Source organism: Vibrio sp. 10N.286.48.C11, from assembly GCF_041469805.1.
GTDB lineage: Bacteria > Pseudomonadota > Gammaproteobacteria > Enterobacterales > Vibrionaceae > Vibrio > Vibrio crassostreae_C.
The window spans coordinates 82748-106152 of the sequence record NZ_JBFRLK010000016.1 but is presented as its reverse complement, the minus strand read 5'-3'; the positions used below and the strand labels follow the sequence as shown (position 1 = coordinate 106152).

Genomic DNA, 23405 nt, shown 5'->3' with positions numbered 1-23405 from the left:
TGCTTTCTCAAGCATCAGATGTGGAAGGCGATGACCTTACGGCTAGCGACCTTACGGTTGGTGGAGATGCGACGGTTGTAGCTAATGATGACGGCAGCTTCACCATCACGCCAGATGAGAACTTCAACGGTGACATCGATATCAGTTTCGATATCTCTGATGGCACCAATACCGTTCAAGCATCGGCTGACCTAACGGTTAACCCAGTAAACGACCTACCAGTACCTCAAGATCAACAGTTCAGTATTGCAGAAGACGGTACTTTACAGTTCACAGACACGGATCTGCTTACAGGCGCGACAGACGTTGAAGGTGATAACCTGACGGTTGAGGGCATCACTTATGAAGGCACTGATGGCGTACTGACTGACTTGGGTGAGGGATCATATAGCTTTGCTCCAAACGAAAACTTCAATGGTGATGTGAGCTTTAGCTTCGATGTGTCAGACGGTACCGATACCGTGTCTGCAAACATTGATGTTAGCGTGACTCCTGAGAACGATCCGCCTGTTGCGGGCTCAACGTCCTACACGGTGAATGAAGATAATTCGATTACCATTTCTGATGCACAACTATTGGCAACATCTTCAGATATTGAAGGTGATGTATCGATAGACAGCGTGACTTACTCTGGTAGCGACGGTGTCCTCGAAATCAATGGTAACGGCACTTACACCTTCTCGCCAAATGAGAACTTCAGCGGTGAAATTGCACTGGATGTGGTTGTTGCTGATGAAGATGGTGCGACCGACGCGACGACTGCGGGTATCAATGTTCTTGAAGTGAACGATCCACCTGTAGCTGGTCCAACGTCGTATACGATTAATGAAGATTCAGTTCTAACATTCAGTGAATCACAGGTACTACTTAACGCTTCGGATGTGGAAGGGGATGTTGAGCTAGTTGGTATTAGCTACGATGGCCCTGAGGGTATCTTCTCAGTAAATGGTGATGGCACTTGTAGCTTCGCACCGAATGAGAACTTTAATGGCCAAGTTCAGCTTGATGTCACCATTCGTGATGAAGACGGTGCAGAGGTTGAAACCGTCATCAATGTTGACGTATTGCCAATCAATGATGCGCCAGTATCCGGTGATTTGGCTTACAACGTTAACGAAGATGGTTCAATCACATTGAGCCAAGTTCAGCTGTTGTCTCAAGCGTCCGATGTTGAAGGCGAAGACCTAACCGCGAGCGACTTAACAGTTGGTGGTGATGCGACGGTTGTAGCTAACGATGACGGCAGTTTCACGATTACGCCAGATGAAAACTTCAACGGTGACATTGATATTCAATTCAACATCACTGACGGTACTGACACGGTTCAAGCAACCGCCGATCTTACTGTTAACCCAGTTAATGACTTGCCGGTTCCTCAAGACCAACAATTCAGCATCGCAGAAGACGGTACGCTTCAATTTACAGACGCCGACTTACTTACCGGTGCCACCGATATTGATGGCGACGACTTAACCGTTGAAGGTATTAGCTATACAGGTGGTGATGGCGTACTGACCGACCACGGTGATGGTACTTATACCTTTGCGCCAAATGAAAACTTCAATGGCGATGTGAACTTCAGTTTCGATGTGTCTGATGGCACAGAAACCGTTAGCGCTAACATTGATGTGAGTGTGACTCCTGAGAACGATCCGCCAGTTGCGGGTTCAACCTCATACATGGTCAATGAAGACAATGCCATCACAATTTCTGATGAACAGTTGCTAGCTAACTCTTCGGATATTGAAGGTGCGGTGTCGGTTGATACTGTGACTTACAGTGGCACTGATGGTGTGTTCCAAGATAACGGCGATGGCAGCTATACCTTCCTTCCTAATGAAAACTTCAGCGGTGATATCAGCCTTGATGTGATTGTTGCAGATGAAGAAGGTGCAATTGATGAAACCACAGCAGGTATTACCGTTCTTGAAGTGAACGATCCACCAGTTGCGGGTCCAACGTCATACACCATTGACGAAGATTCGGTTCTGACGTTCAGTGAATCTCAGATTCTTGTGAATGCTTCGGATGTCGAAGGAGATGTAGAACTTGTTGGCATTAACTACGATGGCTCTGACGGTATCTTCACTGTAAATGGTGATGGTACATGCAGCTTTGCACCCAACGAAAACTTCAATGGTCAGGTTCAACTGGGTGTGACCATTCAAGATGAAGATGGCGCAACGGTTGAAACACACATTAACGTTGATGTATTGCCAATCAATGATGCGCCAGTATCGGGCGATTTGGCTTACACCATCAATGAAGATAGCTCCATCACGCTAAGCCAAGAGCAATTGCTAGCAAGAGCAGGTGATATCGATAGCGACAACTTAGAAGCTATCAACCTATCTACTGATGAAAATGCGACCATCCAACACAATGATGATGGCAGCTACACCATCACACCGAACGCAGATTACAACGGTGACCTAGATCTGAACTTCGATATCATCGATAACGATGGTGGTTCAGTTCAAGTTGGCCTAGACATTACCGTGAATCCGGTTAATGACTTGCCACAAGCGCAAGATCAACAGTTCACGATTGAAGAAGACGGTACGTTACTCTTCACCGATGCTGACCTGCTTGCAGGTGCGTCGGATATTGATGGTGATGAACTGTCGATTGAAAACGTACTCTACACAGGTGCAGATGGTGTTCTTAGCGATAATGGCGACGGCACATATAGCTTTGCTCCAAACGAGAACTTCAATGGTGATGTTCAATTCTCATTCGATGTCTCTGACGGTACTGATTCAACATCAGCTGTTATTGATGTCAGCGTAACGCCTGAGAATGATCCACCGGTAGCGGGCTCGACATCTTACACAGTTCAAGAAGATGGCCAAATCACGATCAGTGATGAGCAATTATTGGCAAACTCTTCCGATGTAGAAGGTGATGTTTCACTGTCTGGAGTATCGTACTCCGGTGATGACGGCTCTTTTGTTGATAATGGCAATGGTACTTACACCTTTACGCCAAATGAAAACTTCGATGGTGATATTTCACTAGACGTTGTTGTCGTTGACGAAGACGGTGCAACCGCAACCACAACCGCTGGCATCGATGTTATCGCTGTGAATGACGGACCTGAAACTTCGGGCATTCAGGCTGAAGTCGATGAAGATAATTCAATCACCATTACTCAAGAGCAGTTACTCGCTAATGCGACCGATGTTGAAGGTGATGAGTTAACGGCATCTAACCTACAAACCAACGATCCAGATGCGACAATTGTTACTAATGACGATGGTTCATTCACTATTACGCACACAGAAAACTTCAATGGCGAGTTGGACTTCACATACAGCATCAGTGATGGTGAGAATGAAGTTCTGACGACACTCGACTTGACGGTTAACCCTGTCAACGATGCGCCAGAAGCGGGCGATGAAATCTTCATCCAAGCGCAAGAAGACCAAACAGTTGGTGTGACACTTCGTGAAGAACCAGCACTACGTTTAGACCAAGCGCCAGAAAACGGCATCATTGAAGCAAATGTGAATGACGAATGGGTGGTACTGGAAGTAGGACAAGAAGTTCCTGCAGATACCGAAGTGCGCTTTGTTCCAAGTGAAGATGCTCTTGCTGAAGGTACACACACCACACAAATCGGTACGTTTGACGATAACGCGAGTGTGGATGATTGGGGTACAGAAGTTGACCCTTATACGCGTGAGTTCTCAGATGGTGACTTAACGGTAACTGTTCAAAGTAACGATGACCCTCTTGGTGCCTGGAATGGCAACACCCACATTGGTCATGGTATCGGTGATACTGACCGCCAAGGCTTAAGTGGTGATGAGAAACTGACGGTTTCAGTTGAAGGTCAAGACATCAATGAAATCAGTTTCCACCTAGATGGTTTGGGTGGCTGGTTCATGGAAGAGTCTCGTCACTTTACAGAAGTAGAAATCAAAGCGTTCAATGAGGATGGCGACCTAATTGACTCGATGACTTACCACAAAGAAGACCGTGGTACTTTCGAGACAGATTACACGCTAACGGTTGATCAACCAGTGTCCTACTTTGAGCTTGGTACCGTGCAAGGTAATGGTACTTACGTCGTTCAAAACATGACAGTGTCACAAACTTGTCATGATGAAGCGGTGTTTACATCGATTGGTGTAGATGGTTCAGAGATTACTGAAACGGTTGAGTTGAATATCCATGCGGGTGACAACGAAATCGAGTTAACGGCTGATCTTCCGAATATTACTGTCGATACCGATGGTTCTGCCCAGTTTGCTTCGGTTGTGATTACCGAAGAGCAACTACTGGCGCAAGCATCTGATATTGATGGCGACGACCTTGATATTGAAAATCTAGAGCTAGTGGGTGAAAACTCAGAGCATGCAACACTCACCGATAATGGTGATGGCACTTGGACGGTAACACCGGATGAAAACTTCCATGGTGAAATCGAACTTGGTTACCAAGTTACCGATGGTGAGCTGACAGACAGCAATATCATCAATATCAATTTCGAATCAGTAAATGATGCGCCAATCGTTTCTGGCCCGATTGTTCTATCGACAGATGAAGATGAAGGTATCACGTTCAGTGCAGATGACTTGCTAGCGAACACCACAGATGTGGAAGGCGATACGCTGTCTATTTCTGACATCACTTACGGTGGTGATAACGGTGAGCTAGTTGATAACGGCGATGGTACGTTTACCTTCATGCCGAATGAAAACTTCAATGGTGAAATCGACATCGACTACAAGGTGTTTGATGGAACTGATGAAGTTGCAACGCATCTAGACCTAACGGTCGTACCAGTCAATGATGTGCCGGTTCCGGGTGAACCATTGCACACCCAAATGCTTGAAAACGGCTCCATGATCATCGAAGCGAAAGACCTATTGTCTGGTGCTACCGATGTTGATGGCGACATTCTTCATGTCGAAAACCTATTACTTGCAGACCAAACGCAAGGTACGTTAACGGATAACGGTGATAATACCTTTACCTTCGAACCTGCAGAAGACTTCTACGGTGAAGTGAATCTGACTTTCGATATCAGTGATGGCCAAGCAAGCGCACCAAGTACAGCAAGAGTTGACGTTGAAATTGTCAATGAAGGCCCAGAGGTTGGTGGTCCAATTGAAGCCGCTGTTGATGAAGATGGTTCAATCACTATTACTCAAGAGGATCTGTTAGCGAATGCGACGGATGTCGATGGCGACAACCTTGAAGCCGTTAACTTAGCGACCAACGATCCAAATGCGGTTGTTGTAGAAAACCCAGACGGTAGCTTCACTATTACACCAAGTGCAGATTTCTTTGGTGAGATTGAGTTTACTTATGATGTCACTGACGCGATCGAAACTGTTGCGGCTGACCTCAACCTAACCGTAAACCCTATCAACGATGCTCCAGACGTGCCTGACATGTCTTTCACTACGGAAGACGGTCAAGCGATTACCATTACCGAAGCTGAACTATTAGCACAAGCGACAGACATTGAAGGCGACGAACTGTCAGTTGTGAATGTGACGAGTGCAAGCGACACGGTAGAAGTCACAGACAATGGCGATGGAACATACACATTAACACCAGAGCAGGGCTTCTTCGGTAACGTTGACTTAGCGTTTGATGTGAGCGATGGCACTGATGTGGTTGCCGCAAACATCGACCTAAAAGTTGAGTTCGTCAACGATGCGCCAGAAGCGACGCCAATGGTGGCAGATGTCGACGAAGATGGTTCAATCCTCGTTACACAAGAAATGTTGTTGGAGAACGCGAGCGACCAAGATGGCGATGAGTTGTTTGCAAGCGCGCTTGAAACTAACGATCCAAATGCCAGCATTGTAGACAATGGTGATGGCACGTACACAGTGACACCTTCAGAGAACTTCAATGGCGATATTGCATTCACTTATGAGGTGAGCGACGGTGAGCTGAGCACGTCTAATGATATGACATTGACCGTTAATCCGGTGAATGACATTCCAATTGTTGCTCCAGGAATGTACCACATCGAAGAGGATGGCAGCATCCTGTTCACTCAAGAAGATCTATTGAGTGCTGCAATTGATATTGATGGCGACGACCTAAGCGTTACCAGCATCAATTACTCTGGTGATGAAGGCACAGTAACCGACAACGGCGATGGCACGTTCAGCTTCGTTCCTGAAGAGCACTTCAGTGGTGATCTGCAGTTCAGCTTTACTGTAACAGACGGTACGGATGAAGTTGAACAAGACATTAATGTTCACATTGAAGCAGTTGCGGATGCGCCTGACTTAGTTATCACGGATGGTGATGGTGTTAACGTCGACGACCAGGCGATTTTGGTTGAGCCAGGCGGTATTGTTGAACTGAACATTGCTGCGGCACTTGTCGACCAAGACTTGTCTGAAACACTCACTGTTACAGTAGATGGTGTGCCAGAAGGTTCGGTTATTCAATACGATAACGAAGGCGTTCTGAATGACCAAGAGAACGGTATCACCAGTTACAACGACACTGAAATCACAGTAACGTTTGAAGGTGAGACGGCTGGCTACCAAAACGCTGCGGGTTACTACAAAGTAGACGAAGACGGCAACATCACAGGTGTTGAAGTTGTTTACGAAAACGCATCACAAGTTGGTGGTGGCGGCGACCTTGTTCCAGGGCAAGATCAATTCAGCTTCCAAGTCGAGGAAGGCGAAAGCTTTAACCTGTTCTTAATTCCAAACGGACATCAGCACAACGACTTTGATGCGATGCAAGACGGTCAGTACGAGTTCCGTGCTGAGGATGGTTCGCCTGCGAACATGGATACGGTTGATCCTCAACTTGTCTTTGTGGCTGCTGATGGAACCGAGACAGTGATTCAAGGCCAAAATGGTGACGCGATCTTCCATGGTGGTTCAAGCTCTCAGCTAAACCAAGATGGTATCGAACATACTCGTACTACGGTTAATGAAGACGGCGAGCTGGTTTACGGATTTGAAGATTTGTATGGCGGCGGTGATGCTGACTATTCTGACTTCAACTTCACAATCGATGTCGGTGAAGTGAACAGCCAAATCTACAGCGGTGAAGTAACGGTTGGCCCTGATGGTACGGTGAACTTACCAACAACGGCTATCGAAAATGCGTTACAAATCCAGTTACCAGAAGACTTCAATGAGCAGCTTGAAGTTCATGTAACCGCAACTGCGACAGAGTTATCGAATGATGATTCTGAAACGGTATCTCAAACCATCTACATTAACGCGACAGGCGCGCACATTGAGCACGCACCTGAAGCACTTCCGGTTTCTGCAACGGTTGAAGAAGATGGTTCAATCATCATTACGCAAGAAGACTTATTGGCTAATGCGCGTGATTTAGATGGCGATCAGTTGACGGCTCTGAATTTAGCAACCGATGATGAGAGCGTTACGATTACCGATAACGGTGATGGTACGTACACATTAACGCCAGATGCTGATTTCAATGGCGATGTGAGCTTTACGTTTGATGTGTCTGATGGTGATGATGTTGTCTCTACCAACCTAGAGCTAACAGTTTCACCAGTGAACGATGGTCCAGAAGCACAAGACCAGGCATTCACAGTCGGCGAAGATGGCGTGTTAACCTTCAATGACCAAGACCTATTAACAGGTGCGACGGACATTGAAGGGGACGACCTAAGTGTTGAAGGTGTAACTTACACTGGCGCAGATGGTGTCCTAACCGACAATGGCGATGGCACATACAGCTTCGCGCCAAACGAAAACTTCAATGGCGATGTCAACTTCTCGTTCAATGTATCAGATGGTACCGATACGGTAACCGCTAACATTGATGTGAACGTGACGCCAGAGAATGATCCACCGGTTGCGGGTAGCACGTCTTACACGGTTCATGAAGACAACTCTATTACGATCAGTAACGAACAATTGCTAGCGAACTCTTCGGATATCGAAGGCGAAGTCGCAATTGATAACGTGACTTACAGTGGTAGCGACGGTGTTCTGGAAATCAACGGTGACGGCACATATACCTTCTCTCCAAACGAGAACTTCAATGGCGAAGTTAGCCTAGATGTTGTCGTGACGGATGAGGATGGAGCGACTGAAGCAACAACGGCGGGTATAACTGTCCTTGAGGTGAACGATCCGCCAGTTGCTGGCCCAACGTCATACACCATCGATGAAGATTCAGTACTGACTTTCAATGAGTCTCAAGTTCTGCTGAACGCTTCTGATATTGAAGGTGATGTTGAGCTTGTTGAGATCAATTACGATGGCCCAGACGGTATCTTCTCTATCAATGGTGACGGTACATGTAGTTTCGCTCCGAATGAAAACTTCAACGGCCAAGTGCAATTGGATGTGACCATTCAAGATGAAGACGGCGCTCAAGTTGATACTCATATTACGGTTGATGTCCTACCAATCAATGATGTTCCAGTATCAGGAGACTTGGCATACAGCGTAGAGGAAGACGGTTCGATTACCTTGAGCCAAGAGCAGCTTCTTTCTCAAGCAAGCGATGTAGATGGCGACGACCTTACTGCTTCTAACTTGATTGTTGATGGAGACGCGACGGTTGTTGCTAACGATGACGGCAGCTTTACCATTACCCCTGATGCGAACTTCAATGGTGACATTGACCTAACGTTCGACATTAGCGACGGTACAGATACGCTTGTTGCGACGGCTGACCTCACCGTTAACCCAGTTAATGACCTTCCACAACCACAAGATCAAACGTTCAGCATTGGCGAAGACGGCATCTTGAACTTCACAGATGAAGACTTGCTAACAGGTGCTACCGATATCGATGGGGATGACCTATCGGTTGAAGGCGTGACTTACACAGGTGCCGACGGTGTTCTTACTGACAATGGCGACGGAAGCTACAGCTTTGCGCCAAACGAGAACTTCAATGGTGATTTAAACTTCAGTTTTGATGTGTCAGATGGCACGGATACGGTTCAAGCCAACATTGATGTCAGCGTGACACCAGAGAACGATCCACCGGTTGCAGGTAGCACGTCTTACACCGTTCATGAAGACAACTCAATTACCATCAGCGACGAACAGTTACTTGCTAACTCTTCTGACATTGAAGGTGATGTGGCAGTCGATAGCGTGACTTACACTGGCGCTGACGGTGTCTTTGAAGACAACGGTGACGGTACTTACACCTTCTCACCAAACGAAAACTTCAACGGCGAAGTTAGCCTTGATGTTGTCGTAACTGATGAAGAGGGCGCAACTGAAGCGACCACCGCGGGTATTACTGTACTTGAGGTGAACGATCCACCAATCGCAGGCTCAACCAGCTACTCAGTCAACGAGGACGAAGTTATCACCATCAGTTCAGAGCAACTGTTGGCAAACGCTTCTGATATCGAAGGTGAAGTGGCGATTGATAGCGTTAACTACACAGGTTCAGACGGTATCTTTACCGACAATGGTGACGGAACATTCAGCTTCGCACCTAACGCTAACTTCGATGGCGACGTAAGCCTTGATGTTGTCGTTACTGATGAAGAAGGCGCAACCGTAGCGACCAACGCAAGCATTGATGTTCTGCCTGTTAACGATGCTCCGGTATCGGGCGACTTGGCGTACAGCGTGGACGAAGATGGCTCAATTACCTTGAGCCAAGAGCAATTACTTGCTCAAGCGAGTGATGTTGATGGCGATGACTTAACAGCGGCTAACCTAACCGTTGGTGGTGATGCGACAGTTACAGCAAACGATGATGGTAGTTTCACTATCACGCCAGATGCTAACTTCAATGGCGACATTGATTTGAACTTCGACATTACCGATGGCGATGCGACGCTTCAAGCAACGGCTGACCTAACGGTTAACCCAGTTAATGACCTGCCAACAGTCGGTGAGCCACAATTTGTGACTCAAGAAGACACCAGCTTTACCTTCACAGAAGAACAACTGCTGCAAAATGCGGGCGACATTGATGGTGATAACCTATCGGTTGAAAATGTGGCTTCAGATAGCGGTACTTTGGTTGATAACGGCGACGGCACTTACACATTCGCACCGAATGAAAACTTCGACGGCAATGTGAATGTGACGTTCGACGTGAATGACGGTACCGCGACAGTACCAGCAGAAGCGACGATTGATGTTCAATCTGTGGTTGATATGCCAGAGCTGTCGATTGCTTCTGACCTAGTGATTGCTTCAGACAACTTCGAGTCTGGCTCAAACGGTTGGAATACAGGCACAGAAAGCTCTCAAGGCTTCGAGTCGGGTGACATGCTAGGTCGTATTGGTGGAACGGGCGGTGATGAAGCCGTCAGTAAAACTTACGACATTCCAAGTGATGTGAGCGAAGTTAATATCTCGTTCAACTTCTACGAAATTGATTCTTGGGATGGTGAGTCGTTCCAAATCTTTGTCGGCGGCGAAGAGCTAACGACATTAGATAATTCTGCGTTCCGTACTCAAGATGGCACAACAACGCTTTACGATTCAGAAGGAAATGAAGTCGGCGAAGTGGTTCACGGCGTATCGCAAGGTGAGGGCTTCAGTGGTTGGAATGACCAAGCACACCAAATCAACCTAACGGTACCCGTTGAAGACGGCCAACTTGAGTTAGGCTTCGGTTCAACCTTGAATCAAGGTGTAAGTGATGAGTCGTTTGGCATCGATAACATTGAAATCACAGTGTCTGACGCGGATTACCAAATCATTGGTACTGAAGACACACCTGTACCACTTGATATTGATGCGGCGCTTACTGATACCGATGGTTCAGAAAACCTTGCTATTTTGATTGAAGATGTGCCGGAAGGCAGCTCGCTTTCTGCAGGTACCGATAACGGTGATGGCACATGGTCATTGCAACCAGGCGAGCTAGAAGGGCTAGAGTTTATCCCTTCAGGTGACTTCAATGGTGATGTGGTTCTAACTGTAAATGCGACATCGACTGATGTTGATACGGGCACCACCGCGACGGCAACCCAAGATGTGACGATTCATATCTCGCCAGCGAATGATGCTCCAGAAGTTGATGGTGACATCAGTGCTGTGACAGCCGAAGATAACAGCATCACGCTAACTCAAGAGCAGTTGCTAGAGCACGCTGTTGACATTGATGGTGATGATTTATCAGCAATCAACCTAACTACCAATGATGAAAATGCGACCGTTCAAATGAACGACGATGGCAGCTTCACCATTACACCGAGTGAAAACTTCAACGGTAATATCGAATTTAGTTACGATGTAACCGATGGAGAAGACATGGTCGCGGCTGGCCTAGACTTGACGGTAACACCTGTCAATGATGCGCCAGAGCCACAAGACCAAGCATTCACTATTGGTGAAGATGGGGTTCTTAACTTCACTGACGCTGACCTGTTAACGGGTGCAACGGATGTTGAAGGTGACGACCTAACAGTCGAAGGTGTGACATACACTGGTGCTGATGGTGTGCTTACCGACAATGGTGACGGAAGCTACAGCTTTGCGCCAAACGAGAACTTCAATGGTGATGTGAACTTCAGCTTTGATGTGTCAGATGGCACGGATACGGTTCAAGCCAACATTGATGTGAGCGTGACGCCTGAGAACGATCCACCAGTGGCGGGTAGCACGTCTTACACTGTGCATGAAGACAACTCAATCACGATCAGTAACGAACAGCTATTAGCCAACTCTTCAGATATTGAAGGTGAGGTTGCGATTGATAGCGTGACTTACACTGGCAGTGATGGTGTGTTCGAAGACAACGGTGACGGCACTTACACCTTCTCTCCAAACGAGAACTTCAATGGAGATGTGAGTTTAGCGGTTGTTGTTACCGATGAAGAAGGGGCAACAGAAGCGACTACCGCGGGAATCACTGTACTTGAGGTGAACGATCCGCCAATCGCAGGCTCAACCAGTTACTCAGTCAACGAAGATGAAGTTATCACCATCAGTGCAGAGCAACTGTTGGCGAACTCTTCTGATATTGAAGGTGAAGTGGCGATTGATAGTGTTACTTACACAGGCGCTGACGGTATCTTTACTGACAACGGCAACGGCACATTCAGCTTTGCACCGAACGCAAACTTCGATGGCGATGTTAGCCTAGATGTAGTGGTGACAGATGAAGAAGGTGCGACAGTAGCCACTAGCGCAAGTATTGATGTTCTTCCAATTAACGATCCACCTGTATCGGGTGATTTGGCATACAGCATTGATGAAGATGGTTCCATTACTCTGACTCAAGAGCAGTTGCTATCTCAAGCATCGGATGTGGACGGCGATGATCTTAGCGCTGCCAACCTAACCGCGGGTGATAACGCTACAGTTACGGCAAACGATGATGGTTCATTTACCATTACCCCAGATGCTGACTTCAATGGCGATATTGACCTAAGCTTCGACCTTTCTGATGGTACTGAAACGGTTGTTGCAACGGCCGACCTTACTGTGAATCCAGTGAATGACATCGCAGTTGTAGAAGATGTCGCTTACACCATTGAAGAAGACGGTTCACTTACCTTTACAGACGAGCAACTGCTAGCGGGTGCTTCTGATATTGATGGTGATGAGCTGTCAGTTGCCGACGTGTCTTACACTGGCGCAGAGGGTGTGTTCACCGACAATGGCGATGGCACTTACACCTTTGCACCGAACGAGAACTTTAACGGTGACGTAAGTCTGGACTTCTCAGTATCTGATGGTACAGAGACGGTTGATGCAAACATCGACGTAACGGTAACAGACGTTAACGATGCACCTGTGGCAGGCGCAACGTCTTACCAAATGAACGAAGATGGCACCATCACATTGAGCCCTGAGCAGTTGATTGCTAATAGCTCCGATGTGGACGGGGAAGTGTCTCTTGATAGCGTGAGCTACTCAGGTGCAGACGGTATCTTGGTTCAAAATGAAGATGGTTCGGTAACGTTCGCACCAAACGAAAACTTTAACGGCGACATCAACCTTGATGTGACGGTTATTGATGACGACGGTGCTACCGCTCAAACCACCGCTGGTATTGAAGTTATTGCAGTTAACGACGCACCAGTGGCTGGAAACCTGGCTTACTCGGTTGATGAAGATGGTTCAATTACGCTATCTCAAGAGCAGTTGCTGGCTAACGCATCGGATGTTGATGGTGATGCACTAACCGCAAGCAATCTATCTGCAGGTGACAATGCGACTGTAACAGCGAACGAAGATGGTTCATTTACTATCATGCCGGATGCTGATTTCAACGGTGACATTGATTTGAGCTTCGATGTGTCAGATGGCCTTGAAACTGTTCAAGCTGGCGTCGACCTAACCGTTAATCCAGTCAATGACCTACCAACAGCAGAAGACCAAAACTTTACTGTTGAGGAAGATGGAACGCTAACCTTCACTGACGCTGACCTATTAGCAGGTGCTGCGGATATTGATGGTGATGACCTTTCTATCACGGATGTGTCTTACACGGGCGCAGAGGGTGTGTTCACTGACAACGGTGACGGCACTTATAGCTTTGCTCCGAACGAGAACTTCAATGGCGATGTCAACCTTGGCTTCACAGTGACTGATGGCACTGAGACAGTCGATGCTAATATTGGTGTGACGGTAACGGATGTTAACGATGCGCCGGTAGCGGGTTCTACGTCTTACCAAATGAACGAAGATGGCACCATTACAATCAGCCCTGAGCAGTTAATTGCTAATAGCTCTGACGTTGATGGTGAAGTGTCGCTTGAAAGTGTGACTTACACAGGCTCTGACGGCACCTTGGTTCAAAACGATAACGGGTCTGTGACCTTCACGCCAAACGAGAACTTTAATGGTGATATCAGCCTAGATGTGGTCGTGACCGATGATGACGGTGCAACGGCAACAACAACGGCAGGTATCGAAGTTCTGGCTGTGAACGATGGACCTGAATCTGAGGATGTGAAACTAACCACAGCCGAAGACAGCACCATTCTTATCACACAAGACATGTTGTTAGCTCAAGCTACCGACATCGATAACACCGCAGACGAGCTGTCGGCTTCTGGTCTACAAATCGACCCTAGCTTGGGTGAGTTGCTAGATAACGAAGATGGTACTTGGTCATTTACACCAAACGAAAACTTCAATGGCGATGTGCCAATGACGTTTAACGTTAGCGATGGCCAAGAGACAATTTCAGTCGACGGCAACATCGATGTTACGCCAGTGAATGATGCACCTGAAGCGCCAACCATTGAGATGCAAGGCGAAGAAGATGTGGTCATGGTGATTGACCCTGCTTACATCGCGGGTCAAGTGACAGACCTTGATGGCGACGAGATCAGCATTGAGAGCATCACAGTACGAGCACCAGCGAATGCGACCTTAACTCAGCAACCAGACGGCATGTATCACTTAGTGACTACTCAAGACTTTAATGGCTTAGTAGAACTCGGTTATCAAGCGACTGACGGTGAAGAAGTGGTTGATGGCTCGCTGAATGTGGATGTCATTCCGGTTAACGACGCACCATTCAATGTCGGCAACGCAATGATGACCACAGACGAAGATGGCGCGTTCACCTTCGATGCTGGCGACTTGATGAACTTGTTCGGTGACATTGATACCGCAGACCTTGTTGTTTCTCGCATTATCACCGCAGACGGTGAAGATGGCGGAGAAGTTACAGACAACGGTGATGGTACTTGGACATTCACACCAACAGGCGACTTTGCGGGTGTTTCTGACCTACAAGTTGTCGTGAGTGACGGTGAGTTCGAAACGGTTCTCGATGTTCCTGTGTACGTACGTCCTGTCGCAGATGGCGCGGTTATTTCAACTGACCATGACGGTCCATTAGTCTTCGGCGAAGATGAAACGGGTCACTTGGGACTGAACGTTGGCCTAGTCGATGATTCAGAAACACTAAGTAACTTGGTGATGACAGGTTTCCCTGTTGGATTCGAGGTAACAGATGGTGTGAATACCGTGATGATCACCGAGCCGGGTCAATACATCGACCTGTTCGACTGGGATATCTCAAACATTCAAATGACGCCGCCTGAAGACTTCCATGGTGAGTTCTTCGTAACCGTAAGCGCAACAACGGTTGATTACGGAGATGAGCCGGAAGCGTTTGATGATGGTATCGATTCAGGTGATTTCGAAACTGTGGCGGGTGATTCCATCATCCTAACGGCGGACGACCTAATTGGTTTGGCTGAGAATGTGGATGCAGACAGCGATGATGAAGTGAAACTGGTTCATCTTGCCGACCGCAGCCAAGGTGAGATTGTCGATAATGGCGATGGCACTTGGACGTTCACACCAGCACCAGGCTTCACGGGCGAAGCAGACATTGCGTACGTAGTTGATAAAGATGGCGTGCTTCATGATGAGCAAACTGGCGTAGTCGTGAAAGAAGGTGACTCGCAAGGGAATGCAGCACCAGAAGTTAACAGCATCACAACGACGGAAATCGCAGCGGATGCCACCTTGTCGTTCACTGATGAAGACATGTTAGCGAATCTGAGCGATGCAGAAGGCGACAGCTTGAGCATTGAGTCAGTAAGCTTGATGGAAGGTCAGGGCGTAATTGAGAGCGATAACCAAGGTAACTATCAATTCACTCCTGCTGAAGACTACACCGGCGATGTTCAAGTTGGGTTTATAGCGACCGATGGCGAAAATCGCATCGAAAGCTTCTTCAATGTGGATATCCAAAGTGGCGATGAAGCAGCGGCGAGCGAAGGTTATACCTTAGCTGATGATGGTTCACTAACTATCACGGATGCACAGCTGGTGGATGAGTTAGGCGTCAGTGATTCTGCACAAGTTGTTGATGTTGCAGACGCGAACGATGCTGGCTTCTTTGCCGAATCAGGTGAAGGTGAGTGGACTTACTGGCCGAACGAAGACTTCGATGGCAATTTAGCGATGAATGTTGAAGTTAACGACGGCGGTGAAGTATCAAGTCACAGCTTAAGCATCCAAGTTGAAGATGATTCAGTACAAAGTGATGAACCACAAGTCCAAGCTGCTCAAGCAACAGAAGAGCAACAAGTGGAAGTGGCTCAACAAGCTGATGACCAAGCTCAAGATGCTGAAACTGAAGATAGTACAGCAGATGTAACCGCGGCACCGGGTGATACCATCTCTATCTCGATTCCAGATGAGGTAAGTGGTAACGAATCGGTTGATTACGCTGATATGTCTGGTCTACCTGAGGGCGCTACTGTAAGTAACGCACTGGATAACGGTGATGGTAGCTTCACAATCAGTGGCAACTTAGAGCAGCCTGTATCTGTTGAACTTCCAGAAGGTTACGAAGGGACTAGCGAGATCCAATTCCAAGGTTACGACGAATTGGGTAGCTCAATAGACGGTGCTAGCGGTTCTGTTGAAGTTGAGGTCGATGATCAATACACCATGCAAGGCTCTACGCAAGAACAGCAACCGGACATGGCAGGTATGGAATCTGGTGGCAGCGACTGGACAAGTTCAGGTGGTCAAGATCAAGGTGTTGACTTCACGGACGACTCTGGAAGCTTCGATTCAGATTCTCAAACTGGAACGGATCAAGGCAACGACTTCGACCAAAGCTCGATTTAATCGAGAGGGCTTAGTTTTAGTCTAAACCGACATTTAGTCTAAGCCAACAAGGAGATAGGGCAGCGTAAAGTTGCCCTCATTAAAGCCATGTAGAGTTATTGATACATGGCTTTTTTTTATTTATTTTTTTGTTTCGCTAAATAAACTTGAGAACAGGTAAATATGTCCTTAATTATGAGAAGGGTCCGTTAGACAGGAGGGACGACATGTATCGTTATGTCAGTTCACCGCAAGCGTCGAAGTACATAGTGCCACCGCCTCAACATCGAGAGTTGTCGAGTGTGGATGTGCCTGAGTCTGAATTAGAGATGCGAGAAATATTGAATAATTGGTTTGCTGATGGTTTAGCGCCCATTATTGAAAGTGACGATGACTACATCTCTGCGAGCGATCACGTTCGATTTGAAAAGCTTAGCCGCACCGTTGGGATGTTGTTGAGAAACAAAGATTATTATTTTGCGGCTAAACGGATTTTATCAGTGTGGGAACAAGATTGTCTTGAAACCACTTATATCAATTATCTCATTTTGCGCAGTGAGCGAGTCACTTCTTTAAGGTAAGTTAATGGTGTGGCATTTGTCATTTTTCATTAGGCATTAGGCATTAGCGACTTAGGGTTCGTGTGCTTACGATTTTTTTATTTTTCTAACGAATCAGCAAACAAAAAGGGCAAGCTTGGAGGCTCACCCTAAAGGTCTTTGTTTTGGCTTAACGTTATTTTCAACTAATTCTCAACTGGGCTACGACTTACACCCAACCATCAAATTTGAGTCGTTTTTGAATTCTTTCGACCGCTTCTTTCTGCATTTGTCTAACACGTTCATTAGAAACATTCACATCCAACATTTGTCCGACCTCAGACAGCGTTTTCACCTTGTTATCAAAGAAACCAAAACGGTGGATGAGCACCTTTTGTAATTTTGGAGGAAGTGTATAGATGATTTGTTCTAGAGCTTGGGTAAAGGATTGATCCTCACAATCTTGTTGAGGGTCTGGGATATATTCACTTTCGCATTGATCAAGCACCATAGGCGCATGGCTAGTTCCAACCGTTGTCGTCACGTCAATAAACCCGCTTAACGCCACCAGTTGATCGACGCGTTCGGCCTTTACACCTGAACTGTCTGATAGCTCAGAAATTGAAACCTCTTTACTCATTTTTTTGCTTGCATCGAGCTTTTTTGAGGCGAGGCTGTTTATTTCTTTACACACGTGGGCTGGCAATCGAACGGTTCGACCCGTGTTCATGAGTGCGGCTTCAATGTTTTCGCGGATCCACCAAACAGCATAGGTTGAAAAACGATAGCCTGGTTCTGGATCGTATTTGTCGATGGCCTTAATCAAGCCAATGTTGCCTTCCTCGATCAGGTCGAGCAGGGTGAAATTATTGCCTTTACGTTTTAGGTAACTCTTTGCGATTTTCACAACAAGGCGCAGGTTTGATTCGATCATTACATCACGCGCTTTTTTCTCACCCGCGCGATTCAATTTTGCGTAATACACCTCATCTTCACGCGACAGCAGATCAATGCCAACAATATCTTTCAGATAATGAGCATAAGGGTCTGCACTGGTAGAAAATGATTCGGTAATGGGTGTTTCATCCGTGAGCCCCTGAAACGCAGCAAAACTATCGTTGTTCATTTCCTTGTCCTTATCTAGCCGACTGAACGTTTTAGTTTTTTTATTATGCCACCAAGTGATTAACGCTTGGTTTCATTAGAGTGTAGATAACAATTTCTTCTTTACCAATAAATAAAATGCAATTTCGTATGTTTATGTCACAAAAAGATCTACAAATATTTAACTATTTTGCATCTCATCAAGTGTGTTGGTTTTTCGTTTAAAACATTAAGACGGATAGTTTATAAAGCATGTGTTATAAATCGGTTTATCTAGATAAATGACGTGAATTTATAGGTGTGGGTTAGAACTATAATTGAGAGGAGAAATGATGAGAAAAATGTTAAGAGTCGAGGTTCAATGTTTCCAAGCACCTCAACTCTTTTAGCTGTGTCGGCTGTTAAGTATCGCCATGCACGTTTTAATTCTATCGACTAATAAGTGCTAAGAACCTCATCGATTTGCTGATTAATGATCTTCATTTCGCTGTAGATAACCGAAAGATCATCATCTTGCGGCGCAAGCTTATTGAGTGTGTTTTGTTCTACTCTTTCCAATGCAACTGTGGCCGTTTCTTCACCAAAGCTGGCTAAAATGCCTTTTAAGGTGTGCACGGTAAAATGAAGCTTGCCCCAATCTTGTTGTTGAACCAACTCTTCGATCTCTTGTAGCGAATTGCCATGGTCTTCTTGATATGTAGACAAAACGGCGTAAATGACGTCTCTGTCATTGTCTAAATAGGCGTTTAAAGCATCAAAGTCTAGCATGTGGACTCCTGTCGGCTGAATGTTGAAAATGGGCTAGGCGGCTTAGTGGAAAAACCATACCTTGATGAATCACTAATCCATTGATTCCATTTTGGAGGAAGTTCTAACTGTAAGATTTCTTCTAGATAGTCGTCGCTAAGTTTCTCATCTATATGAGCTTTATTGACGGCGTATATATAGTCAAGTTTGGCGGCAACTGAATATGGGTAACTGTGAATGTAGTCCTTTATTTCTTGGATCGAACCCAAATTTTCAATGTTTATACACGTTGAAGGGTCGACATTTTTGGACTCAAGTTGGTGATTTATGGCTTCTCCACGAGATTTGAGACATTCCACTGTTAAATGATAAAGAGAGTACTCACCAAAGTGGGCGAGCATGGGTAATAACTGAGTGAGCAAATAAGTCGGTTGGCTGTGGAAATTGTTCGCTAACAGTGTCGAAGCTCTAATCACTTTTTTGTGGGCAATCTGAGGGCTATTTTCGATGAGCAATATGCTGCTCTGAAATAGGGCAAGGCTGGCCAAAACTTGCTGCTGTTGTTTTACCGGAAGTTTCAGGTTTACCAACTCGGTGAATTGGTTGGCGTGCTCAAGCAAAATACGTTTGTACTTTAGTTGCGTCTCGCGCTGATACGTTGCTTTTAAGGAATTAAAGTGCGCACCAATGGAATGGATGACATCAATGTCAGCAGCTGAAATGTGGGTTGCATACATCTCACCTAACTTTATGATCATATGTGTGTTATCTGCGTTCTCAGCTAAGTCGATGGCCCTGATTGCACGATGGCTGATGCTGGGAGTCATCTCAAATGCACGAATCGCTAATTTAAGAGCAGGCAGCAGCATTTTATGTTTTTCATAGATACAGCTTAAGCAGTCAATCACGCTCAATGAGAGTGGCTGTGCTATTAGAAAATTGTGGAGCTTATCTATGGCTAAATTTGGCTTGCCTAAGCTGTCGAGAATCAGCGCCTCAGCCACCAATTTGGTTGGGTGCATGTTGGTTTTGGAGTTGTTAATGACGCTAGAGAGTAACTGCCATTTCTTACCTGCAATTAAATGTTCAATCAATGTCGCTTCGAACTGAACGCTAGTACCATTAGGGGAGATCGCCAAAGCTTGAGCTAATCTCTCTTGACTGGCAATGGGATACAAATCATTCAGTTGGGTGAGTTTCTTTGAAACGGACACGGCACTTTGGATCTTTTTACCCAACGTTTGAGTATTAATCGGTTTAGAAACGAAGTGGTGTGCTTCACCTGAAAGGGCGGTTAATACTGTTTCCTGACGCATATCCCCAGAGAGCAAGATTGTCGCCACAGTATGATCGATGAGGCGGTTTCGATACAGAATGCCCAACAGCTCAAAGCCAGTAAAAGACTGTTCTAAGTGGTAGTCAATGAGGAGTACATGAAAAGAGTGTGTCTCGACCGCTTTAATGGCTTTTCGATAGTCGGTCGCAATAAAAATACAGTCGCGCGAAACTCCCAAACTAGCCAGTTGCTGCTTAATAAGTATTGTTGCGCTTTTAGAGTCGTCGACGATCAAAATTCGAAGGTCTGTTGGTAAGGTCAAATCCATTTTCCTTAATACCAAATGTTATTTTTTAATTTAGGTGTCAAGTTGCACATTGTCAAGGTGCCTATATCACATACAAACACTCAATAAACTATTGGTAATTAAAGAGTATTAGATAACATTTATGAAAGCCTTCAAACGCAGGTGACTTTTACCTGATTTTAGTGGGGTTATACGTGTTTTAGAAATAAAAAAGAGGCAAGCCGATAAGCTCACCTCTCTGTTTTATTGTTCGAGTTTTTATTCGAAATGTTGTTCTTTGCTTGAAGTTTTATTTACCGAAACTCTAGCGTTAATCACGCATGTTTAGAATCAATACTGCCGCTAGAGCCAAGAACGCCGTCATCATTAAGAACACATCGTTGTAAGCCATGATGGCTGCGTCACGTTGCATTGTGCCGAGCAAACTTGCTTGTGCTTGTTGCATCGCAGTTGCGGCATCACTTCCTGACTGAATGAAAAACGCTTGTTGTTGCTGAAGCGTCTGCCAACCAAGTTGACTCACTGAAGGTAGCGACTCCTTGATGTGTGCTAAGTGCTCACGGGTTTTGTTATCCAATAGCGTAGCGATAATCGCGATGCTGAAAGCGCCCCCTAAGTTCCGCATTACGTTGGTTAACGTTGATGCGTCTGGCGTGTCCATTTTGCTGATGTTCTTCATGGCAACCAAAGACAGCGGAACCATGATGAACGGACTACCAATAGCACGCAGAACCATAGATAAAATCAGCTGTTGTCCGCCAAAATCGATTGTCATGTGTGTATTTACGTAACAACTAAAACCGAACATCGCGAAGCCAAAGGTAACCAAGTACTTAGGCTTAATGATCTGTGTTAGCTTTGGCACAATTGGGAATATCAGAAGCTGTGGGAAACCCATCCACATTAGCACTTCACCAATTTCCATCGCGTTATATTGCTGAATTTGAGTGAGATACATCGGTAGAACATAGATAGAGCCGAGCAATGCCATTCCTAGAATCAAATAGGCGATACAAGACATCGCAAATTGCCCATCCCGCAATAGCCGCAGGTTAACCAATGGCTTCTTGTGTTGGAGTTCGTTTATCACGAAGTAAACCAAACTCACCGCCGACACGATACTCAAGCCAATAATAAAGCTCGAACTGAACCACTCTTCACGGTTACCTTCTTCTAACACCACTTCCAAACAACCTAGCCCTAATGCCATGGTGGCGATACCAAACCAATCGGCTTTTTTCAGCGTGCCAAGGTCGAGCTTTTCATCGTCCAAGCCATATCGGATCATGGTGATCACAAGCAAAGCTGGCGGAATATTGATGTAGAAAATATAGTGCCACGAGAAGTTCTCCGTCAGCCAGCCACCAAAGGTAGGGCCAATCGATGGAGCAAAGGTCGCGGTTACACCAAACAGTGCCATACCCACAGCACGCTTGTTGACCGGCAATAACTGAATCACCAGCGAGAAAGCAAGCGGGATTAGAGCACCACCACTGAAGCCTTGCATCGCGCGGAACACGATCATCGAGGTCATGTTCCAAGAGAACGAACACAACAAAGATGAAATGGTGAAAATGGCTGTCGTCCACGTGATATAACGGCGTTTACCGAGCGCTTTAGAAAGCCAACCACTGAGTGGGATAGCGATCATCTCTGCGACTAGGTAAGACGTAGAGATCCACGAGCTTTCATCCAAGGTGGCTGATAGCGCACCTTGAATATCTTTGAGAGACGAGTTGGTGATCTGAATATCCAAGATCGCCATAAACGCGCCAATCAAGCCGCCAAATAGGGCGATCCAATGGCGTCTCGAAACCTCGTCATCATCATTTGTTTGGGTGACAACACCAGCGTTACTCATGGTCTAGCCTCGTTTATCGATGGTCGCTACCACAGACAAACCAGGAAGCAGTCGACCTTTCAACTCTTGCTGATCTGGAATAGTAATTTTAACCGGTACACGTTGAACGATTTTAGTGAAGTTACCGGTCGCGTTTTCTGGTGGTAGGAGCGCAAATTTAGCGCCAGTCGCAGGGGAGAAACTGTCTACCACACCTTCAAGAGGCTGCCCCGGGAACGCATCCAGCTCTACTTCAACCGTCTGACCTTTGTGAATACCACTTAGCTGTGTCTCTTTGAAGTTGGCTTCAATCCACACTTGGTTGTTTGGTACCAAGCTCATCAGTGGTGCGCCTGCTTGAATCAGCAAGCCTTCACGTACGCTGCGTTTACCAATCACGCCATCTGCTGGCGCGTAAACTTTGGTGTAATCAAGGTTAAGCTGTGCTTGATCTCTCTGGGCTTGAGCTTCGGTCACGGATGCATTTGCTTGCTCAATCTCACTAGCGATAACGGTTAATTGGTCATTGGTTGCAACGAGGTTTGCTTTTGCTTCTTCTAAATCTGCCTGAGTTACTTTTTGTTGTGCAACCATGCTATCGACTTCATCTTGAGACGCGTAGTTACGCTTTAGTAAGCTACGAGAACGTACCACTTGTTGAATCGCGCGTTCGTATTCAGCTTGTGCAGAATCAACGCGGCTTTCTGCTTGATTGATCTTGCTACGTTGTAACGTTTGTTGTGCCACTAGATTTTTGACGTCTGATTGCACGACGCTTAAATGGGCGTTTGCTTGAGCGAGTGCTGACTGGTAATCACGGTCATCGATTTGAACCAGCAAATCACCTTCTTTAACCGATTGGTTATCACTCACATAAGACTTAACAATATAGCCAGAGACCTTAGGGCTAATATTCGTGATGTCGCCTTGTAGGTAGGCATTGTCGGTAGATTCAAAGTACTGGCCATAGCCGTACCAGTATCCAGCACCGGCTAAACCCAATGACAGCATGATCGCAGTAGCAATAAGCGGAGCTTTTTTACGTTTTTTTGTGCTTACTGTTTGCGAAGCGTTGTTGTTCTCTGTCATTTTTTCTTTC

Annotated in this window: 7 protein-coding genes; 2 read left to right on the top strand and 5 right to left on the bottom strand. The window is 46.2% G+C overall.

The genetic code is table 11. The annotated features are described in order from the left end of the window. A partial coding sequence (locus AB4209_RS06035) for a tandem-95 repeat protein (protein ID WP_372055154.1) occupies window positions 1–16514 on the top strand: 16514 nt, incomplete at its 5' end. Window positions 16515–16720: 206 nt separating this feature from the next. Continuing rightward, on the top strand, window positions 16721–17074 hold the full coding sequence (locus AB4209_RS06030) for a hypothetical protein (RefSeq protein WP_017060510.1): 354 nt from the start codon (window positions 16721–16723) through the stop codon (window positions 17072–17074). 187 nt (window positions 17075–17261) lie between these two features. On the opposite strand, the gene AB4209_RS06025 is transcribed toward AB4209_RS06030, so the two are convergent. The 5 genes from AB4209_RS06025 to AB4209_RS06005 form a co-directional block, all read right to left on the bottom strand. Next, window positions 17262–18158 carry an RNA polymerase sigma factor RpoD/SigA gene (locus tag AB4209_RS06025; RefSeq protein WP_229647550.1) on the bottom strand — a complete coding sequence of 299 codons (897 nt, stop codon included), beginning with the start codon at window positions 18156–18158 and terminating at the stop codon, window positions 17262–17264. A gap of 413 nt (window positions 18159–18571) precedes the next feature. Then, window positions 18572–18904, bottom strand: coding sequence for an Hpt domain-containing protein (locus AB4209_RS06020; RefSeq protein ID WP_017060508.1), 333 nt, complete (start codon window positions 18902–18904; stop codon window positions 18572–18574). Then, entirely contained in the window at window positions 18898–20487 is a 1590-nt protein-coding gene (locus AB4209_RS06015; protein WP_017064673.1) for a response regulator, read from the bottom strand. Before AB4209_RS06015 ends, AB4209_RS06020 begins: the two co-directional genes overlap by 7 nt. 289 nt (window positions 20488–20776) lie before the next feature. Further along, on the bottom strand, window positions 20777–22327 hold the full coding sequence (locus AB4209_RS06010; protein WP_017060506.1) for a DHA2 family efflux MFS transporter permease subunit: 1551 nt from the start codon (window positions 22325–22327) through the stop codon (window positions 20777–20779). Between the two features lie 3 nt (window positions 22328–22330). Then, the gene (locus AB4209_RS06005; protein ID WP_017066726.1) at window positions 22331–23395 is read right to left on the bottom strand and encodes an HlyD family secretion protein; all 1065 of its coding nucleotides are present in this window, start codon (window positions 23393–23395) and stop codon (window positions 22331–22333) included. Between the last annotated feature and the right edge of the window lie 10 nt (window positions 23396–23405).